Origin of the sequence: Actinacidiphila acidipaludis (assembly GCF_019890725.1) — a bacterium.
Taxonomy (GTDB): domain Bacteria; phylum Actinomycetota; class Actinomycetes; order Streptomycetales; family Streptomycetaceae; genus Actinacidiphila; species Actinacidiphila acidipaludis.
The window spans coordinates 1-21,378 of sequence record NZ_JAINZZ010000014.1 but is presented as its reverse complement, the minus strand read 5'-3'; the positions used below and the strand labels follow the sequence as shown (position 1 = coordinate 21,378).

Below are 21,378 nucleotides of genomic sequence, written 5' to 3'. Positions count from 1 at the left end.
GACGCCGCTGTAGCGCGTCTGTAACACTGCGCCAACACGCACGCAAAATATGAGCAGATCGACGATGGATCCGCATGGAACAGTGCAACTTACCCAGTTGAACCCCGCACGTTTCGGATAAGTCGAGTAGTGCGCCTCAAGATCGCCATCCTCCTGACCCCACGACTTCGAGGGACGCCATGAGATCGAAGCGCTCCATCCCACGCCTGATAGCGGGGGTGATCGCGACCAGCCTGCTGTACCTCGGCGGCCAGGTCCTCCCCGCCGCGGCCTCGGCGCCGCACCCCGGGACCGCGACGCCGGCCTCGGCCAGCTCCGCCGACTCGGGGCACACCGCCGCCCAGCTCGACGACGGGAACCAGAACTCCTACTGGCAGAGCAAGGGCGGGGCGCTGCCCCAGTGGGCACAGATCGACCTCGGCCGCAGTACCCGCATCGACCAGGTCCGCCTCAAGGTGCCGGCCGGGTGGAAGGGCCGTACCGAGACCCTCGCCCTGCAGGCCAGTGACGACGGCAGCGGCTTCAGCACCGTGGTGCCCTCGAAGGCGTACTACTTCGCGCCCTCCTCGGGCAACACGGTGACCGTCTCCTTCCCGGCCACGCTGGCGCGCTACGTCCGCGCCGAGGTGACCGGCAACTCCGCAGGGAAGGCCGCCCAGCTCTCGGAGATGACCGTGCGGGCGGCCGCCGCCTCCACCGTCAACCTGGCCGCGGGCAAGCCCACCGCCGAGTCCGGTCACGCCGACGTCTACCCGTCCGGCAACGCCGTCGACGGCAACGCCAGCACCTACTGGGAGAGCACCAACAACGCCTTCCCGCAGTGGCTGCGGGTCGACCTCGGCAGCGCCGTGGCGGTCAACCAGGTGGTCCTGAAGCTGCCGCCTTCCTCCGCCTGGGCGACGCGCACCGAGACGCTGGCGGTCCAGGGCAGCACCGACGGTTCGACGTTCTCCGACCTCGTGGCGTCCGCCGGGTACACCTTCGACCCGGCCACCGGCAACACCGTCACCATCAACTTCAACCAGGCCACGACCCGTTACGTCCGGCTGAACGTCACCGGCAACACCGGCTGGCCGGCCGGCCAGATCTCGGAGTTCGAGGTCTACGGCCCCGCCACCGGCGACACCCAGGCGCCGACCGCGCCCTCCGGCCTGGCCTACAGCCAGCCCGCCTCCGGCCAGGTCAAGCTGACCTGGAACGCGGCCACCGACAACGTCGGGGTCACCGGGTACGACATCTACGCCAACGGCACCCTGCGCACCTCGGTGGCGGGCACCGTGCTGACGTACACCGACAGCCAGCCCGACACCGCGACCGTGACGTACTACGTCAAGGCCAAGGACGCGGCGGGCAACCAGTCGCCGGCCAGCAACAGCGTGACCCGCACCGGCTCGTCGGGCGACACGCAGGCGCCGACCGCGCCCACCGGCCTGGCCTACAGCCAGCCCGGATCCGGCCAGATCAAGCTGACCTGGAACGCGGCGAGCGACAACGTCGGCGTGACCGGGTACGAGGTCTTCGCCAACGGCGCCCAGATCGGCACCACCGCGGCCGCCACGCTGACCTACACCGACAACCAGCCCGACAGCGCCACCGTCTCGTACTTCGTGCGGGCCAAGGACGCGGCGGGCAACGAGTCGGCGAACAGCAACACGGTCACCCGCAACGGCACCACGCCCACCGGCACCAACCAGGCGCTGGGCAAGCCGGTCACCGCGTCCTCCACCGTGCAGAACTTCGTCGCGGGCAACGCCGTCGACGGCGACCTGACGACGTACTGGGAGGGCACCGGCACCAGCTCGCTGACCGTTCAGATGGGCGCCGACGTCGACACCAGCTCGGTCGTCGTCAAGCTCAACCCGGACCCGATCTGGGGCGCGCGCACCCAGACCATCGAGGTCCAGGGCCGTGAGCAGAGCGCGAGCGGCTTCACCCAGCTCGTGGCGCCCAAGAGCTACTCCTTCGACCCGAACAGCGGCAACTCGGTGACGATCCCGGTGTCGGCCCGCATCGCCGACGTGAAGGTGATCTTCTCGGCCAACTCCGGCGCCGGCGGCGGCCAGGCGGCCGAACTGCAGGTGATCGGCGTGCCGGGCCCCAACCCCGACCTGACCGTGAGCAGCCTGAGCACCACCCCGGCCGCGCCGGTGGAGACCGACCCGATCACGGTGAACGCCACCGTGAAGAACATCGGCACCAGCGCGTCGGGCGCCACCAACGTCAACTTCTACCTGGGCGCCACCAAGGTCGGCACGGCGTCCGTGGGCGCCCTGGCGGCCGGCGCGAGCACCAACGTGACGGCGAGCATCGGCGCCAAGGACGCGGCCACCTACCAGCTCACCGCCAAGGTGGACGAGTCCAACGCGGTGGTCGAGCAGAACGAGACCAACAACAGCACCACCACCTCCCTGGTGGTCAAGCCGGTGGACACCTCCGACCTGGTCGCCTCGCCGGTGGCCTGGTCGCCGGGCAACCCGTCCGCGGGCCAGAACGTCACCTTCACGGTCGCGCTCAAGAACCAGGGCACGGTCGCGTCGGCGAGCGGCGCCCACGGCATCACCCTGTCCATCCTCGACGCCACGTCCGGCAGCGTCGTCAAGACGCTCACCGGGTCCTACTCCGGCTCCATCGCACCGGGGGCCACCACCGCCCCGGTCGGCCTCGGGAGCTGGACCGCCGCCAACGGCAAGTACACCGTCAAGACGGTGATCGCGGTGGACGGCAACGAGGTGGCCACCAAGCAGGCCAACAACACCACCAGCCAGCCGTTCTTCGTCGGCCGCGGCGCGAACATGCCGTACGACTCCTACGAGGCCGAGGACGGCGTCCTGGGCGGCGGCGCCACGGTGCTCGGCCCCAACCGCACCGTCGGCGACCCGGCCGGTGAGGCCTCCGGCCGCAAGGCGGTGCACCTGGCCGGCAACGGGGACAAGATCTCCTTCACCACCCGGTCCGCCACCAACACCCTCGTCGTCCGCTTCAACATCCCGGACGGCCCGGACACCACCCTGAACGTCTACGTCGACGGCGCCTTCCTCAAGGCGATGCCGCTCAGCGCCAAGTACGAGTGGCTGTACGGCGACGAGACCAGCCCGAACAACTCGGCCGGCTCCGGCGCCCCGCGGCACATCTACGACGAGGCCGACATGCTGCTCGGGACGACCGTCCCGGCCGGCCACACCATCACCCTGCAGAAGGACGCGGCCAACTCCGCGGCCTACTACAACATCGACTACATCAACACCGAGCAGGCCACCGCGGTCCCCAACCCGGACCCGACCAAGTACGTCGTGCCGGCCGGCCTCACCCAGCAGGACGTGCAGAACGCCCTGGACGCCGCCCGCCAGGACACCACCAAGCTCGGCGTCTACCTGCCGGCGGGCGACTACCAGACGGCCAACAAGTTCACCGTCTACGGCCGCGCGATCAAGGTGATCGGCGCGGGCCCCTGGTTCACCCGCTTCTTCACCCCGCAGGGCCAGGAGAACACCGACGGCGGCTTCACGGTGCAGTCCAGCGCCAACGGCTCCACCTTCACCGGGTTCGGCTTCTTCGGGAACTACACCAGCCGGATCGACGGCCCGGGCAAGGTCTTCGACCTCAACGGCATCGCGAACCTGACCGTCGACAACGTCTGGATCGAGCACACCATCTGCGCGGTGTGGGCGACCAACGTCGACAACTCCACGTTCACCAACATGCGCATCCGCGACACCTTCGCGGACGGCATCAACCTCACCAACGGCAGCACGGGCAACCTCGTCAGCAACGACGAGGCCCGCAGCACCGGCGACGACAGCTTCGCGCTGTTCCCGGCCATCGACAACCACAACGAGCAGGAGACCGGCAACACCTTCCAGAACCTGACCGTGCAGACCACCTGGCGCGCCGCCGGGCTCGCGGTCTACGGCGGTGGCGGCAACACCTTCAGCAACCTGTACATCGCCGATATCCTCACGTACCCCGGCATCACCGTCGGCTCGCTGCAGTTCGGCGGCATCCCCGCCCTCGGTTTCGAGTCCTCGCCCCAGACGACCTTCGACAACATCTCGCTGGTCAGGGACGGCGGCCACTTCTGGGGAGCGCAGACCTTCCCCGCGCTGTGGATCTACTCCGCCGAGTTCAAGCTCCAGGGCCTGCGGATCAGCAACGTCGACATCAGCAGCCCGACCTACTCCGGGATCATGTTCCAGACCAAGTGGAACGGCTCCACCTCGCTCAACCCGATCCAGGACACGGTCTTCACCAACATCAGCGTCACCGGTGCCCACAAGAGCGGTGACACCTACGACGCCAAGTCCGGATTCGGACTGTGGGCCAACCCGCAGCCGGAGTCCGGTCAGGGACCGGCCGTCGGTTCCGTGACCTTCAACGGACTGCACGAGAGCGACAACGCCGTCGACATCCAGAACACCACGTCGACCTTCACGATCACCGTCAACAACTAGCGCGGCAGGATCGCTCCGGCGTTCCGGCGGGTATCGGTGTGGGTGATCACGGGATCACCCACACCGAGCCATGACCGGGAGCCACCATGAACACCGCCGAACTGCTCGCCGACGCCTTCGGCCGCGTCCAGGAGGACGTGCACGGCGCCGTCGACCGGCTGACCGCCGACGAACTCGCCGAACCGGTCGAACCCGGCGCGAACACCGTCGCCTGGCTGGTCTGGCACCTCACCCGGGTACAGGACGACCACGTCGCCGAGGTCGCCGGCCGCGAACAGGTGTGGACCGCCGACGGCTGGCACGGCCGCCTGGGCCTGCCCTTCCGCCCCGCGGCCACCGGCTTCGGCCACGGCCCCCAGCAGGTCGCCCAGGTCAGGGTGGACGACCCGGCCCTGCTCACCGGCTACTTCGACGCGGTCCACGCGGCCACCCTGGAGTACGTCAAGGGACTGCGCAACGCCGACCTCGACCGGATCGTCGACGAGCGCTGGGACCCGCCGGTCTCCCTCGGGGCGCGGCTGGTCAGCGTGATCAACGACGACACCCAGCACGCCGGTCAGGCCGCCTTCATCCGCGGAGTGCTGCTGCGCCGCAGGTGACGCGACCCGCCGCCGCCGTGGCCCCCGGCTGACGCGCGCCCCCGCACGCCCGCCGCGCCTCGGTGCACGCCTGCCGGTCCCGGCCTGCGATGATAGAGTTACTTAGCCTAAGTTAAGTAACTGCACGGGTTACGCGGGTCAACTGCACGGGTGGGGAGCACCGGCCACATGTCCACTGAACAAGACGCGGCGACACGAATACCGGGACGTCCCTCCCGCTTCTCCGCCGACCACCCGCACTACAAGTGGGTGGCGCTGTCCAACACCACGCTCGGCATGCTCATCGCGACGATCAACTCCTCGATCGTCCTGATCTCGCTGCCGGCCATCTTCAACGGCATCGGACTCGACCCCCTGCAGCCCGGCAACGTCAGCTACCTGCTGTGGATGCTGATGGGTTACATGCTGGTCACCGCCGTCCTGGTGGTGACGCTCGGCCGTCTCGGCGACATCGTGGGCCGCGTCAAGATCTACAACATGGGCTTCCTGATCTTCACGATCACCTCGGTGATCCTGTCGGTCGACCCCATGCACGGCGGCGGCGGGGCGCTCTGGCTGATCGGGTGGCGTGTCGCCCAGGCCGTCGGCGGATCCATGCTGATGGCCAACTCGGCGGCGATCATCACCGACGCCTTCCCGGCCCGCCAGCGCGGCATGGCGCTCGGCGTCAACATGGTCGCCGGCATCGCCGGCTCCTTCATCGGACTGGTGCTCGGCGGCCTGCTCGCCGAGTGGAACTGGCGCTCCATCTTCTGGGTCAACGTGCCCATCGGCCTGATCGGCACCGTCTGGGCGTACCGGTCGCTGCACGACACCGGCGTGCGGCGCCCGGCCCGGATGGACTGGTGGGGCAACATCACCTTCGCCGTCGGCCTGACCGCCCTGCTGGCCGGCATCACCTACGGCATCCAGCCCTACGGCGGCCACACGATGGGATGGACCAACCCCTGGGTGCTGGCCGGACTCATCGGCGGCGTCGCGATGCTGGTGATCTTCTGCGTGATCGAGTCGCGGGTCGCCGAGCCGATGTTCCCGCTCAAGCTCTTCCGCAACGCCTCGTTCGCCGGCGGCAACGCGGCCACCCTGCTCGGCTCGATCGCCCGCGGCGGCCTGCAGTTCATGCTGATCATCTGGCTCCAGGGCATCTGGCTGCCGCTGCACGGCTACGACTACGCCGACACCCCGCTGTGGGCCGGCATCTACCTGCTGCCGCTGACCGTCGGCTTCCTGGCGGCCGGCCCCATCGCGGGCGCCCTGTCCGACCGCTACGGCGCCCGGCTCTTCGCCGCCGCAGGGTTCGTGGTGATGGCCGGGTCCTTCGCGGGCCTGCTGCTCATCCCCACCGACTTCAGCTACTGGGTGTTCGCCGTGGTGGTCTTCCTCAACGGCCTCGGCGGCGGCCTGTTCGCCGCGCCCAACACCTCGATCATCATGGCGAGCGTGCCCGCCGAGGCCCGCGGCGCCGCCTCCGGCATGCGGGCCACCTTCCAGAACGCCGGCATGGTGCTGTCCATCGGCGTCTTCTTCTCCCTGATGGTCGCCGGCCTGGCCGGCTCGCTGCCGGGCACCCTCAGCTCCGGGCTCACCGCCCAGGGCGTGCCCGCCGCGAACGCCCACCAGATCGCCCAGCTCCCGCCGGTCGGCACGCTCTTCGCCGCCTTCCTCGGCTACAACCCGATCCAGCAGCTCCTCGGCCCCGACCTGCTGGGCAAGCTGCCGGCCGCCAACGCCCACAACCTCATCGGGCGGGAGTTCTTCCCCCACCTGATCTCCGGGCCCTTCCACGACGGACTCGTCGTGGTGTTCACCCTGGCCATCGTGATGTCCTTGGTGGCCGCTGCGGCATCCTTGATCCGCAGCCGCACGTCCCGCACCGCCGCGCGGGACTGACACCACGCACGAGGAGGCGCCCCGCCATGACCCCAACCGACGGGCGCGGGGCGCCTCCCGGGCACCCGGCACCGCCGTCGTCGTCGGCGGTGGCCCGGCTGCGGCTGATCGTGGCGCGGCTCTACCGGCAGCTCGCCCAGGCCTCGGGCGACGACCTCAACCTCACCTACGCGCAACTGTCGGCACTGGCCCGCGTCCAGGAGTACGGGCCGCTGCGGCTGGGTGAACTGGCCGCGCGCGAGCAGGTCGCCGCCCCCACCCTGACCCGGACCCTGCGGCCGCTGGCTGCGGCCGGTCTGCTCAGCAAGGAGCCCGACCCCCTGGACGGCCGCTCGCTGCTGGTCAGCATCACCGCGGACGGCGAGGACCTGCTGGTCCGCATCCGGCGTGAGCGCTCGGAGTTGCTGGCCCGGCGGATGGCCCGGCTCACCGCCGAGCAGACGAGCACCCTGATGGCGGCGCTGCCCGTCCTGGAGCAGCTGCTCACCGAGCCGGAACCGCGGCCGGAACAGGACGCGCACCCCGAGGAAGCCCCGCCGGCGCCGCCTGCCGAGGGGTGAGCCGCGTCGGCCCTGGGGGCGGGAGAGGGACGCGGCCGGGGCCGCGCCGACGGGGGCCCGCAGGCCCTCCGCGCGGCCCCGGCACACGGTCCGTCAGCTCGCGGCCCTCTCCCGGCCGGGGCCCGGTTCCAGCGGCGGCGCCGAGAACCCGCAGTGCGCGCGGCACTCCGGATGGGCGCAGTCCGGCCGGCCGGTCGCCTCCTGCAGCGCCCCGCCGGGCACGAGCAGGAACGCCAGCAGCGAGGCCAGGACGCACAGCACCGCGCAGATGATCATCGACTTGCCGAACGCGGAGTTCAGCCGCTGCGGATCGCGGTACGCCTCTCCGGACAGGCCCACGGCCAGCGGCAGCGCGGCGACGATCAGCAACTGGGCGACCCGGGCCGCCGCGTTGTTCACCCCGCTGGCGATCCCCGCGTGGTCCACGTCGACCGACGCCAGCACCGTCGCCGTGAGCGGCGCGACGAACATGCTCAGCCCCAGGCCCTGGACCAGCACACCGGGCAGCACGTCCGCGAGATAGCCGGAGGAGCCCGGGGAGATCCGGGTCAGCAGCAGCAGGCCGCAGGCGGCGACCAGCGGCCCTGCGGTGAGCGGCCACCGCGGCCCGATCCGCTGGGCCATCGCGCCCGCGGGCGCCGACAGCACCAGCATCAGCGCCGTCGACGGCAGGGTCGCCAGCCCGGCCCGGACCGCGCTGTAGCCGGCGGCCACCTGCAACTGGACCGGCAGCACGAAGAACACCCCGCCGATCGCCGCGTACAGGCACAGCGTCACCACGTTCATCGAGGTGAACAGACGGGACCGGAACACCGACAGCGGCAGCATCGGGTTGGGCCGGCGCCGCTCCGTGCGGAGGAACGCCACCCCGCAGGCGACGCCCAGGGCCGCCGCCACCACGACGGACGACCAGGAGGAGTGACCGGACGCGGCGATCAGGGCATAGGTGACCCCGGCGAGGAAGAGCGCGGCCAGCGCGGCGCCCGGCACGTCGAAGCGGCCGGTGGCGTTGCGGTCCCGGCTCTCCGGCACGTGCCGCATCGCGATGAGGACCACGAGCGCCGCGACCGGCAGGTTGATGAAGAAGATCCAGCGCCAGCCCGGCCCGTCGACCAGGTACCCGCCGAGGAACGGCCCGATCGCGGCCGCCACGCCCCCCAGACCCGACCACGCGCCGACGGCCTTCGCCCGGTCCTCCTCACGGAACGTCGACTGCACCAGCGCCAGCGAGCCCGGGGTGAGCAGCGCCCCGCCCACCCCCTGCAGCGCACGGGCGGTGATCAGCAGGCCCGGACTCTGCGCCAGGCCGCACAGCGCGGAGGCCAGTGCGAACCACACCGCGCCCGTCAGGAAGACCTTGCGCCGCCCGTAGCGGTCGCCGAGACCGCCGCCCAGCAGGATCAGCCCGGCCAGCGTCAGGAGATAGCCGTTGACGGTCCACTGCAGCGCGGCCAGCGAGGCCCCGAGATCCCGGCCCAGGCGTGGCAGCGCGATGTTGACGGAGGTGCCGTCCAGCAGCGCCATGCCCGAACCCAGGACCGAAGAGGCCAGCACCCACCGTCCCTTCGCGGACGACAGCGGCAGCCCCTGCGGGGCCGGCACCCCGGCCGTGGTGCTCATTCACGCGCCTCCCATCCGGCGGTCCCGCCGCGCCCGCGCACCCGCCGGCCGGTCCTCACCCTATCGCCGCCCGGGCGCCGCCACCTTTCCTGCGCGGGCGCCCGCGTCGACGGCCCGCCGACCGCGGACCGCGCCGGGCAGGCGTGAGAATGGGCGCACCGGGAAGGTCATCACCGCGCCCGGACCAGCACGGCCGCACACCCGCCCGCAGCACCACCACGAGAGACCAGCACCAGCGAAGGAGACGCGGATGCCGCACGAGCGTGCCGGAACACCGGCCAGGCCCGAGGACCTGGTGGACGTACCCCGCCTGGTGACCGCCTACTACGCTCTGCACCCGGACCCCGGCGACCCGGCCCAGGCCGTCGCCTTCGGCACCTCCGGACACCGCGGCTCCTCCCTGGCCACGGCGTTCAACGAGCACCACATCGCCGCCACCAGCCAGGCCATCTGCGACTACCGTGCCCGGCAGGGGACGACCGGGCCGCTCTACCTCGGCGCCGACACCCACGCGCTGTCCGAGCCCGCCCGGGTCACCGCGCTGGAGGTGTTCGCCGCCAACGAGGTGACCGTCCTCATCGACGAGCACGACGGCTGGACCCCGACGCCCGCCGTCTCGCACGCCATCCTGGCGCACAACCGGGGCCGCACCAGCCGGCTGTCCGACGGCGTGGTGGTCACTCCCTCGCACAACCCGCCCACCGACGGCGGCTTCAAGTACAACCCGCCGAACGGGGGACCGGCCGGGTCGGACGCCACCGGCTGGATCCAGGACCGCGCCAACACCCTCATCGCCGAGGGCATGAAGGGCGTCCGGCGCATCCCCTACCGGCGCGCGCTGGCCGCCGACACCACCGGGCGCTACGACTTCCTCGGCCGCTACGTCGACGACCTGCCGGCAGTGCTCGACCTGGAGGCCGTGCGGCGGGCCGGGGTCACCGTCGGCGCCGACCCGCTCGGCGGCGCCTCGGTGGACTACTGGGGCCGCATCGCCGAGTGGCACGGCCTGGACCTGACGGTCGTCAACCCGCACACCGATCCCACCTGGCGGTTCATGACCCTGGACTGGGACGGCAAGATCCGGATGGACTGCTCGTCGCCGTACGCGATGGCCTCGCTCATCGCCCGCAAGGACGAGTACCGGATCGCCACCGGCAACGACGCGGACGCCGACCGGCACGGCATCGTCACCCCGGACGCCGGTCTGATGAACCCCAACCACTACCTGGCGGTGGCCATTTCGTACCTCGCCCGCAACCGCGAGCACTGGGGCCCCGAACTGGCCATCGGCAAGACGCTGGTGTCGTCCTCGATGATCGACAAGGTGGTCGCGGGCCTGGGCCGCACGCTCACCGAAGTCCCGGTCGGCTTCAAGTGGTTCGTCGACGGGCTGCTCGGCGGCACGCTGGCGTTCGGCGGCGAGGAGTCCGCGGGCGCGTCGTTCCTGCGGCGCGACGGCAGCGTGTGGACCACCGACAAGGACGGCATCCTGCTGGCACTGCTGGCTGCGGAGATCACCGCGGTCACCGGCCGCACGCCCTCCGAGCACTACGCCGACCTGACCGAGGAGTTCGGCGCGCCCTCCTACGCCCGCATCGACGCCCCGGCCACCCGTGAGCAGAAGGCGGTCCTCGCCAAGCTGTCCCCGGAGCAGGTGCCGGCCGAGGAACTGGCGGGCGAGCGGGTCACCGCCGTACTCACCGAGGCCCCCGGCAACGGCGCCCCGATCGGCGGCATCAAGGTGTGCACCGACAGCGCCTGGTTCGCCGCGCGGCCGTCGGGCACCGAGGACGTCTACAAGATCTACGCGGAGTCCTTCCTCGGCGACGAGCACCTGGCGCGCGTCCAGGAGGAGGCCAAGGCGATCGTGGACGGCGCCCTCGGCGGGAGCTGACCCGGGCGCCGGCCGAGAGCCGGCCGGGGACGTCCGGCCGATCACCGGGCGGCCGCCGAAGGCGGCGCCGTCCCGGCCGGGAGCACCGGCCGGGGCGGCCGCCGCCTACGCGAGCTGCGCCGACTGCAGTCCCGCGTACGCACCACCGCTGCGCAGCAGTTCGGCGTGCGAGCCGACCTCCACGATCCGGCCCTCGTCCATCACCACGATCCGGTCGGCGTTCTTGATCGTGGACAGGCGGTGCGCGACCACGAACACCGTCCGGCCGCGCACCAGGCGGCTCAGCGCCTGCTGCACCAGCGCCTCCGAACGCGAGTCGAGCGCCGACGTGGCCTCGTCCAGCACCAGCACGCGCGGGTCGCGGATCAGCGCCCGGGCGATCGCCAGCCGCTGCTTCTGCCCGCCCGACAGCCGGGCCCCCCGCTCGCCGACCACCGTGTCCAGGCCCTGCGGCATCCGGTCGATGAACTCCAGCGCGTTGGCGTCCCGCAGCGCGGCACGCACCGTCTCCTCGGGGACGTCCTCGAGCCCGTAGGTGACGTTCTCGCGGACGCTGCCCTCGAACAGGATGGACTCCTGCGGTACCACCGACAGGTAGTTGCGGTAGTCGCGCAGGTCCAGGCCCTCCATGTCGACGCCGTCCAGCAGGATCTGGCCGCGGGTCGGCCGCAGGAAGCCGATCACCAGGTTGAGCACCGTCGACTTGCCCGCGCCCGAACCGCCCACCAGGGCGATGGTCTCGCCGGGCCGCACGTCCAGGTCGAAACCGGTGACCGAGGGACGGTCGCTCTCGGGGCAGGTGTGGCCGACCCCGCGGAACTCGAACCGGCCGACCACGCCGTGCACCGGCGCCTTGCCGTCGTTCTGCTCCAGGTCGGGCGCCTGAAGCACCTCGCCGATGGAGCGCACCGACTCCAGGCCCTTGCCGATCTGCGGGGTCAGGGTGAGCAGCGTGGTCACCGACCCGGTGAGGCTGGAGAAGTAGGCGCTCAGCATCACCACCGTGCCGGCGCTGACGTCGAGCCAGCCGTAGTACGCCACCAGCGCCGAACCCGCGAGGCAGGCCACGCCGATCGCGTTCAGCAGGATCCAGGCGAGCGAGCCGAACCAGCCGTTGAGCCGGTCCAGGCGCAGCCCGGCGTGCAGCACCTCGCCGAGCGTGCGGTCCATCCGCACGAGCGCGGTGTTCTCCAGGCCGTGGGCCCGCGTGATCGGAATCAGCGTCGTCATCTCGCTGACGCGCGAGGAGAGTTGCTCGACCTGCTGGCGGAACATCTCGTTGCGGCTGCGCAGCCGCCGGCGCAGCTTGACCACCAGCAGCGCGGAGGCCGGCACGACCACCAGGTACACCGGCAGGAACGCGGGCGCCTGGATGCCGATGACCACCAGCCCGCCGGTGAGGGTGGCGATGGCGGCCAGGCCGTTGTCGGCGGTCTGCTGGGCCGCGGTCTCTATGGTCTCGACGTCCCGGATGACCTTGGCCTGCAGCACGCCGGCGCTCACCCGGGAGTGGTAGCCGATGGACAACTGCTGCATCCGGTGGCACAGCCCGCTGCGCAGCCGGGTCCCGGTCCGCCGGATGGAGCCCTGCATGCAGCGCACATAGGCCAGATGCAGCGGCAGGTTGAGGACCAGGATGACCAGCAGCACCGCGGCGTTCCACCACAGCACGGATATGTGCTGGTGCTGGACGACGACGTCGACGACGTTCGCGGTGATCAGCGGCAGCAGCCAGACCGGGGTGTGCTTGCCGAAGAACGCCAGGACGGACAGCACGAGGCGGCCGCGGTCGGGATGGAAGAGGTAGAGGAGGGTTCGTACGGGGTGCTCGCCACGGTAGCGGTGGCTGAGCGTGCCTTGCGGCAACGCCATTGCGGGGCTCCTCGAATCACGTCTTCGCGGTACGGCGGGGAAGATGCGCGCCGTCGGCCCGCCTCGGCGCTGAGAGGGGCCGCCGTGCTCATGCGCGCGCATGAATCCTAGGCGTGACGAGGGGCCGGGTGACAGGTCACCCGGCCCCTCGTGAGCGGCTGCCGACGTGGCGGGAGCGGAGCGCCGTTCGGAGGCGGAACGGTTCTCCGGTTCCCGGGCGACGTCAGCCGCGGCCCGGACGGAACCGCCGGTACAGCGAAGCGCCGGCGATCAGGGTGCTGACGCTCCCCGCCCCGGCCCAGCCGAGCCCGTCGGCTCCGGTGTGCGCCAGCGTGGGGCCGGCCTGGGGGAGTGCGGCGGCCGGTGCCGCCACCGGCAGCGGCGCGGGCGTCGCGCTCTCGTGCTGCTGCGGCGGGGTGGCGGTGTCCACGCCGGTGTTGCCGATGGCCGGGTTGCCCACGCCGACCGCGTTCACCGAGTTGCCGACGATGTTGACCGGCAGGTCGATCGGAACCTGCACCGCGTTGCCCGACAGCACGCCGGGGGAGCCGTGGGCCGCACCGGAGGCGTGGGCGCCGCCGCCCGAACCGGTCCGTGTGCCGGACGAGGACTCGTCCGCGGACGCGCCCGCGTGCCGCCCGCGGCCGCGGTCCGTCGCCTGCCGACCGGGGTGGGCGTGACCGGGGACTTCCGGCGGGCACCACGTGGAGTCCGAGCCGCCGGCGCACGAGTTGCCCGACGCCGGGTCGAGCAGGCCGATCACGTTGATGGTGTTGCCGCAGACGTCGACCGGCACGTGCACCGGGATCTGCACGGAATTGCCCGACAGGACTCCCGGCGAGCCCGCGGTGTCGCCGCCCGCCGCCGCGTCCGCCTGGGCGTAGCCTGCCGAGGCCAGTACGCCACCGGCGACCATCGCGGTGACGAGCCCCTTTCGGGCGACCCTGTCCATACGCTCCCTGCCTTCCGGAATACCCGCACGGACCGGATGTCCGCACCGGGCACAACGCGCCAGAGAGCCATTCGGGTCATGCCGGACCGCCATTTCATCCCAACGGGTGACCGTGCGTCATGGCGCCCGAACCCGTGCGGGCGGGCCGGGTCACTCCGGGGCGACGCCGTACCCGGCGAGCCATTCCAGCAGTTCCGCGCGGGTCGCGGTGACCAGCCGCCCGCCGGTGAACCGCGGGTCGGCGGTCACCTCCGCGACGGCGGAGGACGGCACGGCGAACACCCGTGCCGACGCGTCGGAGTCGAACTCCGCCTCGGCCAGCACCAGTCCGTGAAGCGGCTGCTCGAACACGTCGACGCCCAGCGGCGGCACGCTGTACCGCGTCTTCGACAGCACCCTGGCCGGGAGACCGGCGAAGACCTCGTACTCGGCGGCCGACAGATAGGTGTTGGTGATCAGTCCCTGCATGGCGCCCGGATGCCGCGCGGGGATCTTCTGCGTGAGCTTGAACACCGGTTCGGCGCCCGGCTGTTCGACCCGGCGCAACCGCATCCGGGTACCCGTCAGATACCGGTCCACGATCCGGAACGCCGTCGCCGGCGGTGCCGGGGGTGAAGCGGCGAGCAGGAAGCGGCGCTCCCGCTCCACCCGCGCGTACTTCCCTGCCTGCGGCGTGTCCTCCATGCCGTCCACCGTACGGTGCACCCGGCACCCGGCACCCGGCAGACCCGTTGCCGGGTTCGGTCAGGCCGCGTTCTCGCCCAGCGCCGCCGAGCCCTTGAACGTGTGCCGCTCGATGTGCGCGCGGGCCGCGGCCAGCGCCGGGCCGATCTCCCGCGTACCGGTCGACACGCACAACGTGTAGACGGTGTCCAGCAGTTGGCGCCGGACATGCGGGTCGAGGCTCTCGCCGCCGTCCGTCGCTGCTGGAACTTCCCGGCGGCCCGTGAGGGCGCTCAGCGCCTCGTAGCGTTCCATCAGGTTGCGCAGCACCGTCGGGTGGGCCATCAGCATCGTCGTACTCCTCAGTGTTCGGCGAAGTCGAGGCGCGTCTGCCCGGATTTCCCGACCGTATGCACCTTTCTCTGACGCATCTTCGGAAACAGCCTCCTCCGGAGCACGGCGTAGCTGGTCAACGGCGTTATGGGTCGGGGGTGTTGTTCTCCGCATCGGAGGGCGGACCGCCGGAGATCCGGGCCAGGCGGCGCCGGATGTCGTCCGCCAGCGGGGTGTCGAGCGCCTGGGCCACCGCGAGGGCCCGGGTCAGCGCGGAGCGGGCGGGAGCGAGGTCGCCGCGCCGGAGGTGGATCCGGCCGAGCGTGTCGAGGGTCTCCGCCTCACCCGCCCGGTCCCCGCAGGCGCGCCGGCACTCCAGGGCCTCTCGGCAGTGGACGAGCGCCGGCTCTGTGGCGCCGGCCGCGAGATGCGTGCGGGCCAGCCCGTCCAGGACACTGCCCTCCCACCGGCGCTCACCCCACTTGCGGAACATCGCCAGCGCCTGCTCCTGCGCGGCCAGACTCTTGCGCAGCCGGCCCGCGTCCCGGTACAGATCGCCCAGGTTGGCCAGCGCGATGGCCTCACCCGCCTGGTCCGGGATCGCCTGGCAGCCCGCCAGCGACTGCTCCTGGCACTCGATGGCCTCCGCCGTTCGGCCCATCCGGCGCAGGGTGTTGCCCAGATTGGTGAGCACCCCGGCCTCGCCGCTGCGGAAGCCCGCCTCGCGCATCAGGGCCAGCGCGTTCCGGTAGTGGCTGACGGCGGCCGGGTAGTTCCGCAGACGGTGCTCCGCGACGCCCAGACCCACCAGCAGCCGCGCCTCCGCCAGCCGGTCGCCGAGCAACCGGGCACTGGGCAGGGCGAGTTCGTGGCAGCAGATCCAGTCCGTCCAGTGGCCCCTGGCCTCGAAGAAGCCCCACAGGCAGCGGGCGAGCTGCCAGGCCTGACGGTGCCGTCCGATCCGCGCGGCCGTCTCGACCAGCGGCGCGAACACCCCGCGCTCGGCGTCCAGCCAGGCCAGCGCCGCCGCCCGGTCCCCGAACTCCGCCCCCGTCCTGGGCGCCGACGGATCCGCCCGGTCCAGGCGCTGCGGTCGCAGCAGCTGTTCCGCACCGTCGACCGTCGCCAGATAGAAGTCCGCCAGCCGGGCCAGCGCGGCCGCCCGCTCGTCCGCGCTCTCCGTCCGGCAGCACTCCCGGGCCGCGTACGCCCGCAGCAGGTCGTGCAGCCGGTACCTCCCGGGGCGCGGCTCGTCGAGCAACTGGCAGTCCACCAGGCCCTCCAGCAGCCGGTCGGCGGCCACCACGTCCACACCGCACAGCGCCGCCGCGGCCGCCAGACCGAGCTCGGCCCCCGGGAACAGACCCAGCAGCCGGAACATCCGCCGCGCCCCCGTGGCCAGCGACCGGTACGACAGCGCGAACGCGGCCTCCACACTGCGGTCCTCGGCGGCGAGTTCGTCCAGCCGCCGCTCCTCCACCGCCAGCCGGTCCCGCAGATGCGCCACCGTCCACGCCGGCCGGTGCCGCAACCGCGCCGCCGAGATCTGCACGGCCAGCGGCAGCAGGCCGCAGGCCCGCAGCACCGCCTCGGTGGCGGCCGGCTCGGCCGCCACCCGGTCGGGCCCGGCCACCGCCGCGAACAGCGCCAGCGCGTCGGTGAACGGCAGGACGTCCAGACTGACCGACTCGCCCGCGTCCAGGCCGGTGAGCCGGCGCCGCGAGGTGATGACCACCAGGCAGGACGCCGAACCCGGCAGCAGCGGCCGCACCTGCCCGGTGTCCACGGCGTTGTCGAGGACCAGCAGCGCCCTGCGCCCGGCCAGCCGGGACCGCCACAGGGCGGCCCGGTCCTCCGCGCCCGCCGGGATCCGCTCACCCGGTACGCCCACCGCCAGCAGCAGCCGCTCCAGCGCGGCCGCGGCGGTCACCGGCCGCCGGCCCGGGGTGTGCCCGTGCAGGTCGATGTACAGCCGGACGTCCGGGCACCGTCCGGCCAGCCGCTGCGCCACGTGTACGGCCAGCGTCGTCTTGCCCACCCCCGCCATGCCGTCGATGGCGCACACCCCGCGCCCCGCCGCGGCCACCACCCGGGCGGCCTCCGCCGTCCGGCCGGTGAAATGGTCGCTGTCCCGCGGCAGATCGACCCAGCGCTCGCCCGGCTCCGCCTCCCGCGGCCCGCCCGGCAGCAACGAGGGGTCGGCCACCACGATCCGCTGCCGCAACTCGCCCAGCAGCGGCCCCGGATCCAGCCCGAGCTGCTCCGCGGACACCGCGCGCGCCCGGTCGTACGCGGCCAGCGCCTCGGCCTGCCGTCCGTCGCGGTACAGGGCCGTCATCAGCAGCGCCCACGGCCGCTCCCGCAACGGCTCGGCGTCCGCCAGCCTCCGGGCCTCCGCGGCGGCCGCACCGAAACGGCGCCGGGCGAGCAGCACCTCGGCGCGGTCCTCGGCGAGCGACTGCCGCGCCGCAGCCAGCCACTCCCGCCGCGCCTGCGCGAAGGGCCCCGGGACCCCGCCGAGCACACTGCCGTCGAACAGCGCCAGGGCCTCATCCAACAGCCGCTCGGCGAGCGGCAGCCGCCCGGCTCCGGACGCGGCACGGCCCTCGTCGGCGAGCCGCTCGAACCGCGCCAGATCGGTCGCCTCGGGATCGGGCAGCCGCAGCCGGTACCCGGACGGGTGCGACTCCAGGAAGCGGCCGGGGGAGCGGCGGGCCCGGACCGGCTCCAGCGCCCGCCGCAGACCCGCGACATACGTGTGCACGGCGCCCTCCGGGTTGCCCGGCAGCGCCTCGCCCCACACCGCGTCGATCAGCTCGCCGCGGTCCACCACCTGGTCGCGCCGCACCGCGAGCACGGTGAACACCGCGCGCTGCAGCGGCGGTCCGAGGGCGATCTCCCGGGCGTCCACCGACGCCCGCACCGGCCCGAGCAGGCGGACCGACAACACCCCCTGCCCCGCGGCCGATCCGCCCCCGCCGCTCCCCGCACCGGCGCTCCCCGTGCCGCCGGCATCCGTCCCCCCGGTGATCCCGTCACCGGCACCCGCTCTGTCGTCCACGGCAGCCCCCCGGCCCGCTCGCCCGCCCCCTCGGCTCCGGCCGCGTCAGGACCGCGGTCCCCACCGCATCCAGACCGTGTCCAGAGCCCGCTGCCAGGATGCCCGCGACAGGCAGTTCACGGAAGCTGGGACGTCAGGAGAGTGATGGTGGGAAGCGGGCTCCCGAATCCGATCTCGCGCCGTTCGGGGCGGCGCGCACGCAGGGCATGGGCGGCCGGCGCGGCCGCGGGCGTACTCGCCGCGGCGGGCCTGGCGCTCGGCCCGGTGGCGGACGCCGCCTCCGGGCCCACCGGCCCGTCCTTCTACTACGTGGCCGCCGACGGCGCCCTGTGGGGCGTTCCGGACGGCGGCAGCCAGGCGGTGCCGCTCGGTCCCGCCGGCCAGGCGGCACCCGGGGCGCACGTCGCGGCCGTCCGGCTGCCGGGCGGCTCGCCGTCGGCCTTCTTCGTCGGCACCGACGGAACGGTCTTCCAGTCCTGCCCGCAGGCGGTGAAGCCGGTCGCCGTCACCAAACCCGGCTTCGCCACCTCCGGTTCCGTCGTCACCGCCGCGGTGGTGGCCGGGCAGTACGCCGTCGCGGCCGACGGCATCCCCACGCCGCAGCCGGCCCGGGCCCGGGCGACGGTCCGCCCGGCGGAGATCAGCAACCCCTGCTCGCCGCCGTCGGTCCGGATCGTCTCCAACGTCAGCCCGTCCTACGTCTCGGGCGGCGCGATGGCCTCCGCCGGCACCGCCGACGGCGGCTGGGGGCTGTTCTGGGTGGACACGTCCGGCGCGGTCGACGCCCAGTGGCGGCTGCCCGGCGGCAAGGTCACCGAGAAGGAGCTCACCCCCGCGGGTACCGCGACTCCGGGCGGCGGTCTGGCGGCCGTCCCCGGCGCGAGCGGCGTGACGCTCTTCTTCACCGGACACGACGGACAGGTCTACGTCGCGCACCCGGCGGAGGGCGGCGGCCTGGCCGACACCCCCAAGGCGAACCCGACCGCGCCCACCGCCGTCCCCGACGGAGCCCCGCTCACCGCCGCACCGCAGGGCGGCGGACTCGCGGTCGGCTACGTCGCGGGCGACGGGACCTTCACCGTGGCCGCGCTGACCCTCACGGGTGACTGGCAGCGGACCGACGGCGTCGGCAAGGCCGGTTCCTTCGCCCCCGGTTCACAGGTCGGTTCGTACGGCGGCGCGGACTGGGACGACTGGTACTGCGGCACCCCGCCGCCCTTCTTCTGGCACTTCCACGGACCGGTCCCCGGGCCGGACCCGCAGTGGACGACGATCGGGCAGGGCAACGGCGGGCCCGGCTTCTTCTTCGCAGCCGGCTGAGCGGTCCGCCCGAGGGGGGCCGCGGCTGCGGAGGGGAGCCGCGAGCCGGCGCAACAGGCAGGGAGGGCCCGCCCGGACACCGTCCGGGCGGGCCCTCGCGTGCCGGGGCGCGCGGTGAACTCCCCTCCGGCTCAGGTCAGTCGATGCCGCGCAGGATGTGCGTCTCGGACGGATCGTCCTCGTAGCCGGCGAGCCTGATCGGCGCGCATCGCGACCACGTGTCCAGCGGGCGCTCCTCGTCCCTCAGTGAGGCACCGTCGCGTCCGTGCTCGGCCCGCTTCTCCGATGGCTTGACCTGTTCAGCTGACACCGCGCACTCCTTAGCGTCGCGTGGGCCGGATACGCCGGACGCGGCCGTTTCCCTCGCGTCGGCGCCCGGCATGACTGATCCTTCGGGCGGTACGGACGCGGTGGCGCCTTGGTGTGCCCCTGCCGGACGTCGGCGGGGCAGGACCGGAAGCGCGGCCGAGGTGGCGACTCGTTCCGGGACGGGCTGCGGGGCCAGGTACTTCCCCGGGAAGCCTGCTCGTCCCGCACAGCGTATGCCGCCGCGCCCCCCTTCACCAGCCGGTTTACCTCACACGGGTCGCGGTCCCGGGCGACCCGGGAGCCTGCCTCACAGGCGTGATTGCTACGGTTTCCCGTGCTCAACAGTGAGAAGGTCCGCCACGACCGCGTTCGGCCATCCGGGTCAGGGCCGGCGTCCGGAGCCGAGCGGAAGCAGTCCCGTTCCCGGCTCACCCGGATGCTCGCCGACGTCACCCCCCTGCGGGTGAACCCCGACTTCCGGCGCCTGTGGTTCGGCAACACCGTGTCCTACATAGGCCAGCAGATGACGGCGATGGCCGTCGCCCTGCAGGTCTACGCGATCACCGGATCCAGTTTCCATGTCGGCCTGGTCGGCCTCTGCTCGCTCGTCCCGCTCATCGCCTTCGGCCTGTACGGCGGGGCCGTCGCGGACGTCGTCGACCGGCGCAGGCTCGGCCTGATCACCGCATGCGGGGCGACCCTGCTGTCCGCGGCGCTCGCGGCGGCGGCCATCGCCGACGTCCGCTCGGTGTGGCTGCTGTACGCGATCGTCGCCCTGCAGGCGGTCTGCTTCGCGATGAACTCCCCGGCCCGCTCGTCGATGATCCCGCGGCTGCTGCCGGCCGAGCAGCTGCCCGCGGCCAACGCGCTGGCCTCGCTGGCCGGAGGCGTCGGGCAGATGGCCGGACCGATGCTCGGCGGTGTCTTCGTCGGCCTCTGGGGCTACCAGGCGGCCTACCTCATCGACGTCGCCGCGTTCACCGCGTCCCTCTACGCGATGTGGCGGCTGCCGGCGATGCTGCCCGAGTCCGACGCGGGGGCCGCCCCGGAGCCGGCCGACGGGGAGCCGGCCGCCGCTCCCGCGGCGCGGCGCCGGCCCTCGGTCATGGAGGGCCTGCGGTACCTGGGCTCCCGGCCCAACCTGCGGACCACGTTCGTCTCCGACATGTGCGCGATGGTGCTGGCCCAGCCGCGCGTGCTGTTCCCGGCGATCGCCGGGCTCTGGTACGGCGGGGACACCCGCACCGTCGGACTGCTGGCCGCGGCGCCCGCGGCGGGAGCACTGCTGGGCAGCGTGTTCTCCGGCTGGCTCGGCCGGATCCACCGGCAGGGCCGGGCCGTCCTGGTCGCCGTCGCCTCATGGGGCGCGGCCGTCGCCGTCTTCGGGCTCACCCGCAACCTGTGGCTCGGCCTGCTGTTCCTGGCGCTGGCCGGGTGCGCCGACACCGTCAGCATGGTGTTCCGCAACACCATGCTGCAGGCGGCCGCGCCGGACGACATGCGGGGGCGGCTCCAGGGGGTGTTCCTGGTGGTGGTCGTCGGCGGCCCCCGCCTCGGGGACTTCCTCGCGGGCTCCGCCGCCGACGCGGTGTCGCCCGCGGCGGCCGTGGTGGGCGGTGGCGTGGCCTGTGTGCTGGCCATCTCCCTGATCGCCGTCCTCCAGCGCGGCTTCACCCGCTACGACGCGCGCCACCCCGTCCCCTGAGGTCAGGCTTCCAGCCCGGTAGAGCGGTACGGCTTCGGGCTGCCCCCGCGGCTTTGCCTGCCGTCCTCCACCCCCTGATGCGCTGCCCGCGCCCCCTCGGCCTCCGGCCTGCCCCGGCCCCCCGTCGCCGTCCACCGGTTCGCCGTGGTTGT

General features: G+C 72.9%; 14 protein-coding genes. 7 read left to right on the top strand and 7 right to left on the bottom strand.

What is annotated here, in order from left to right; all coding sequences use genetic code 11:
• Positions 1 to 179: 179 nt before the first annotated feature.
• From K7862_RS14100 to K7862_RS14085, 4 genes are all read left to right on the top strand, one after another.
• On the top strand, positions 180 to 4,448 hold the full coding sequence (locus tag K7862_RS14100) for a discoidin domain-containing protein (RefSeq protein ID WP_222962906.1): 4,269 nt from the start codon (positions 180 to 182) through the stop codon (positions 4,446 to 4,448).
• Between the two features lie 86 nt (positions 4,449 to 4,534).
• Positions 4,535 to 5,047 (top strand): mycothiol transferase, encoded by a 513-nt coding sequence (locus tag K7862_RS14095; protein ID WP_222962905.1) that lies wholly within the window; start codon positions 4,535 to 4,537, stop codon positions 5,045 to 5,047.
• Positions 5,048 to 5,215: 168 nt separating this feature from the next.
• Positions 5,216 to 6,937, top strand: a complete 1,722-nt coding sequence (locus K7862_RS14090; protein WP_222962904.1) for an MFS transporter — start codon at positions 5,216 to 5,218, stop codon at positions 6,935 to 6,937.
• Between the two features lie 26 nt (positions 6,938 to 6,963).
• The gene (locus tag K7862_RS14085; RefSeq protein WP_222962903.1) at positions 6,964 to 7,497 is read left to right on the top strand and encodes a MarR family winged helix-turn-helix transcriptional regulator; all 534 of its coding nucleotides are present in this window, start codon (positions 6,964 to 6,966) and stop codon (positions 7,495 to 7,497) included.
• A gap of 93 nt (positions 7,498 to 7,590) precedes the next feature.
• Here K7862_RS14085 and K7862_RS14080 read toward each other — a convergent pair whose 3' ends face one another.
• Positions 7,591 to 9,117, bottom strand: coding sequence for an MFS transporter (locus tag K7862_RS14080; protein ID WP_222962902.1), 1,527 nt, complete (start codon positions 9,115 to 9,117; stop codon positions 7,591 to 7,593).
• Positions 9,118 to 9,367: 250 nt separating this feature from the next.
• Between K7862_RS14080 and pgm the strand changes: the two genes are divergently transcribed.
• Complete coding sequence (pgm, locus tag K7862_RS14075; protein ID WP_222962901.1) at positions 9,368 to 11,011, top strand: phosphoglucomutase (alpha-D-glucose-1,6-bisphosphate-dependent); 1,644 nt, start codon at positions 9,368 to 9,370, stop codon at positions 11,009 to 11,011.
• Positions 11,012 to 11,116: 105 nt separating this feature from the next.
• Here pgm and K7862_RS14070 read toward each other — a convergent pair whose 3' ends face one another.
• From K7862_RS14070 to K7862_RS14050, 5 genes are all read right to left on the bottom strand, one after another.
• Positions 11,117 to 12,883, bottom strand: a complete 1,767-nt coding sequence (locus K7862_RS14070) for an ABC transporter ATP-binding protein (protein WP_222962900.1) — start codon at positions 12,881 to 12,883, stop codon at positions 11,117 to 11,119.
• A gap of 223 nt (positions 12,884 to 13,106) precedes the next feature.
• Entirely contained in the window at positions 13,107 to 13,835 is a 729-nt protein-coding gene (locus tag K7862_RS38135; RefSeq protein WP_222962899.1) for a chaplin, read from the bottom strand.
• Between the two features lie 150 nt (positions 13,836 to 13,985).
• The gene (locus K7862_RS14060; RefSeq protein ID WP_222962898.1) at positions 13,986 to 14,519 is read right to left on the bottom strand and encodes a CYTH domain-containing protein; all 534 of its coding nucleotides are present in this window, start codon (positions 14,517 to 14,519) and stop codon (positions 13,986 to 13,988) included.
• 60 nt (positions 14,520 to 14,579) lie between these two features.
• The gene (locus K7862_RS14055) at positions 14,580 to 14,849 is read right to left on the bottom strand and encodes a DUF5133 domain-containing protein (protein WP_222962897.1); all 270 of its coding nucleotides are present in this window, start codon (positions 14,847 to 14,849) and stop codon (positions 14,580 to 14,582) included.
• A gap of 127 nt (positions 14,850 to 14,976) precedes the next feature.
• A complete protein-coding gene (locus K7862_RS14050; RefSeq protein ID WP_222962896.1) occupies positions 14,977 to 17,781 on the bottom strand; it encodes an AfsR/SARP family transcriptional regulator in 2,805 nt (934 codons plus the stop codon).
• A 255-nt stretch (positions 17,782 to 18,036) separates the two neighbouring features.
• Between K7862_RS14050 and K7862_RS14045 the strand changes: the two genes are divergently transcribed.
• A complete protein-coding gene (locus tag K7862_RS14045; protein WP_222962895.1) occupies positions 18,037 to 19,212 on the top strand; it encodes a hypothetical protein in 1,176 nt (391 codons plus the stop codon).
• A gap of 136 nt (positions 19,213 to 19,348) precedes the next feature.
• On the opposite strand, the gene K7862_RS14040 is transcribed toward K7862_RS14045, so the two are convergent.
• Entirely contained in the window at positions 19,349 to 19,522 is a 174-nt protein-coding gene (locus K7862_RS14040) for a hypothetical protein (protein ID WP_222962998.1), read from the bottom strand.
• 435 nt (positions 19,523 to 19,957) lie between these two features.
• Between K7862_RS14040 and K7862_RS14035 the strand changes: the two genes are divergently transcribed.
• A complete protein-coding gene (locus K7862_RS14035; RefSeq protein WP_222962894.1) occupies positions 19,958 to 21,226 on the top strand; it encodes an MFS transporter in 1,269 nt (422 codons plus the stop codon).
• The last annotated feature ends 152 nt before the right edge of the window (positions 21,227 to 21,378 follow it).

Bases quoted from the DNA above. Each gene is read 5' to 3' on its own strand.
- K7862_RS14085 (WP_222962903.1), top strand. From the start codon at position 6,964: ATGACCCCAACCGACGGGCGCGGGGCGCCTCCCGGGCACCCGGCACCG.
- K7862_RS38135 (WP_222962899.1), bottom strand. From the start codon at position 13,835: ATGGACAGGGTCGCCCGAAAGGGGCTCGTCACCGCGATGGTCGCCGGT.
- K7862_RS14090 (WP_222962904.1), top strand. From the start codon at position 5,216: ATGTCCACTGAACAAGACGCGGCGACACGAATACCGGGACGTCCCTCC.
- K7862_RS14070 (WP_222962900.1), bottom strand. From the start codon at position 12,883: ATGGCGTTGCCGCAAGGCACGCTCAGCCACCGCTACCGTGGCGAGCAC.
- pgm (WP_222962901.1), top strand. From the start codon at position 9,368: ATGCCGCACGAGCGTGCCGGAACACCGGCCAGGCCCGAGGACCTGGTG.
- K7862_RS14100 (WP_222962906.1), top strand. From the start codon at position 180: ATGAGATCGAAGCGCTCCATCCCACGCCTGATAGCGGGGGTGATCGCG.
- K7862_RS14035 (WP_222962894.1), top strand. From the start codon at position 19,958: ATGCTCGCCGACGTCACCCCCCTGCGGGTGAACCCCGACTTCCGGCGC.
- K7862_RS14045 (WP_222962895.1), top strand. From the start codon at position 18,037: ATGGTGGGAAGCGGGCTCCCGAATCCGATCTCGCGCCGTTCGGGGCGG.
- K7862_RS14055 (WP_222962897.1), bottom strand. From the start codon at position 14,849: ATGCTGATGGCCCACCCGACGGTGCTGCGCAACCTGATGGAACGCTAC.
- K7862_RS14080 (WP_222962902.1), bottom strand. From the start codon at position 9,117: ATGAGCACCACGGCCGGGGTGCCGGCCCCGCAGGGGCTGCCGCTGTCG.
- K7862_RS14060 (WP_222962898.1), bottom strand. From the start codon at position 14,519: ATGGAGGACACGCCGCAGGCAGGGAAGTACGCGCGGGTGGAGCGGGAG.
- K7862_RS14095 (WP_222962905.1), top strand. From the start codon at position 4,535: ATGAACACCGCCGAACTGCTCGCCGACGCCTTCGGCCGCGTCCAGGAG.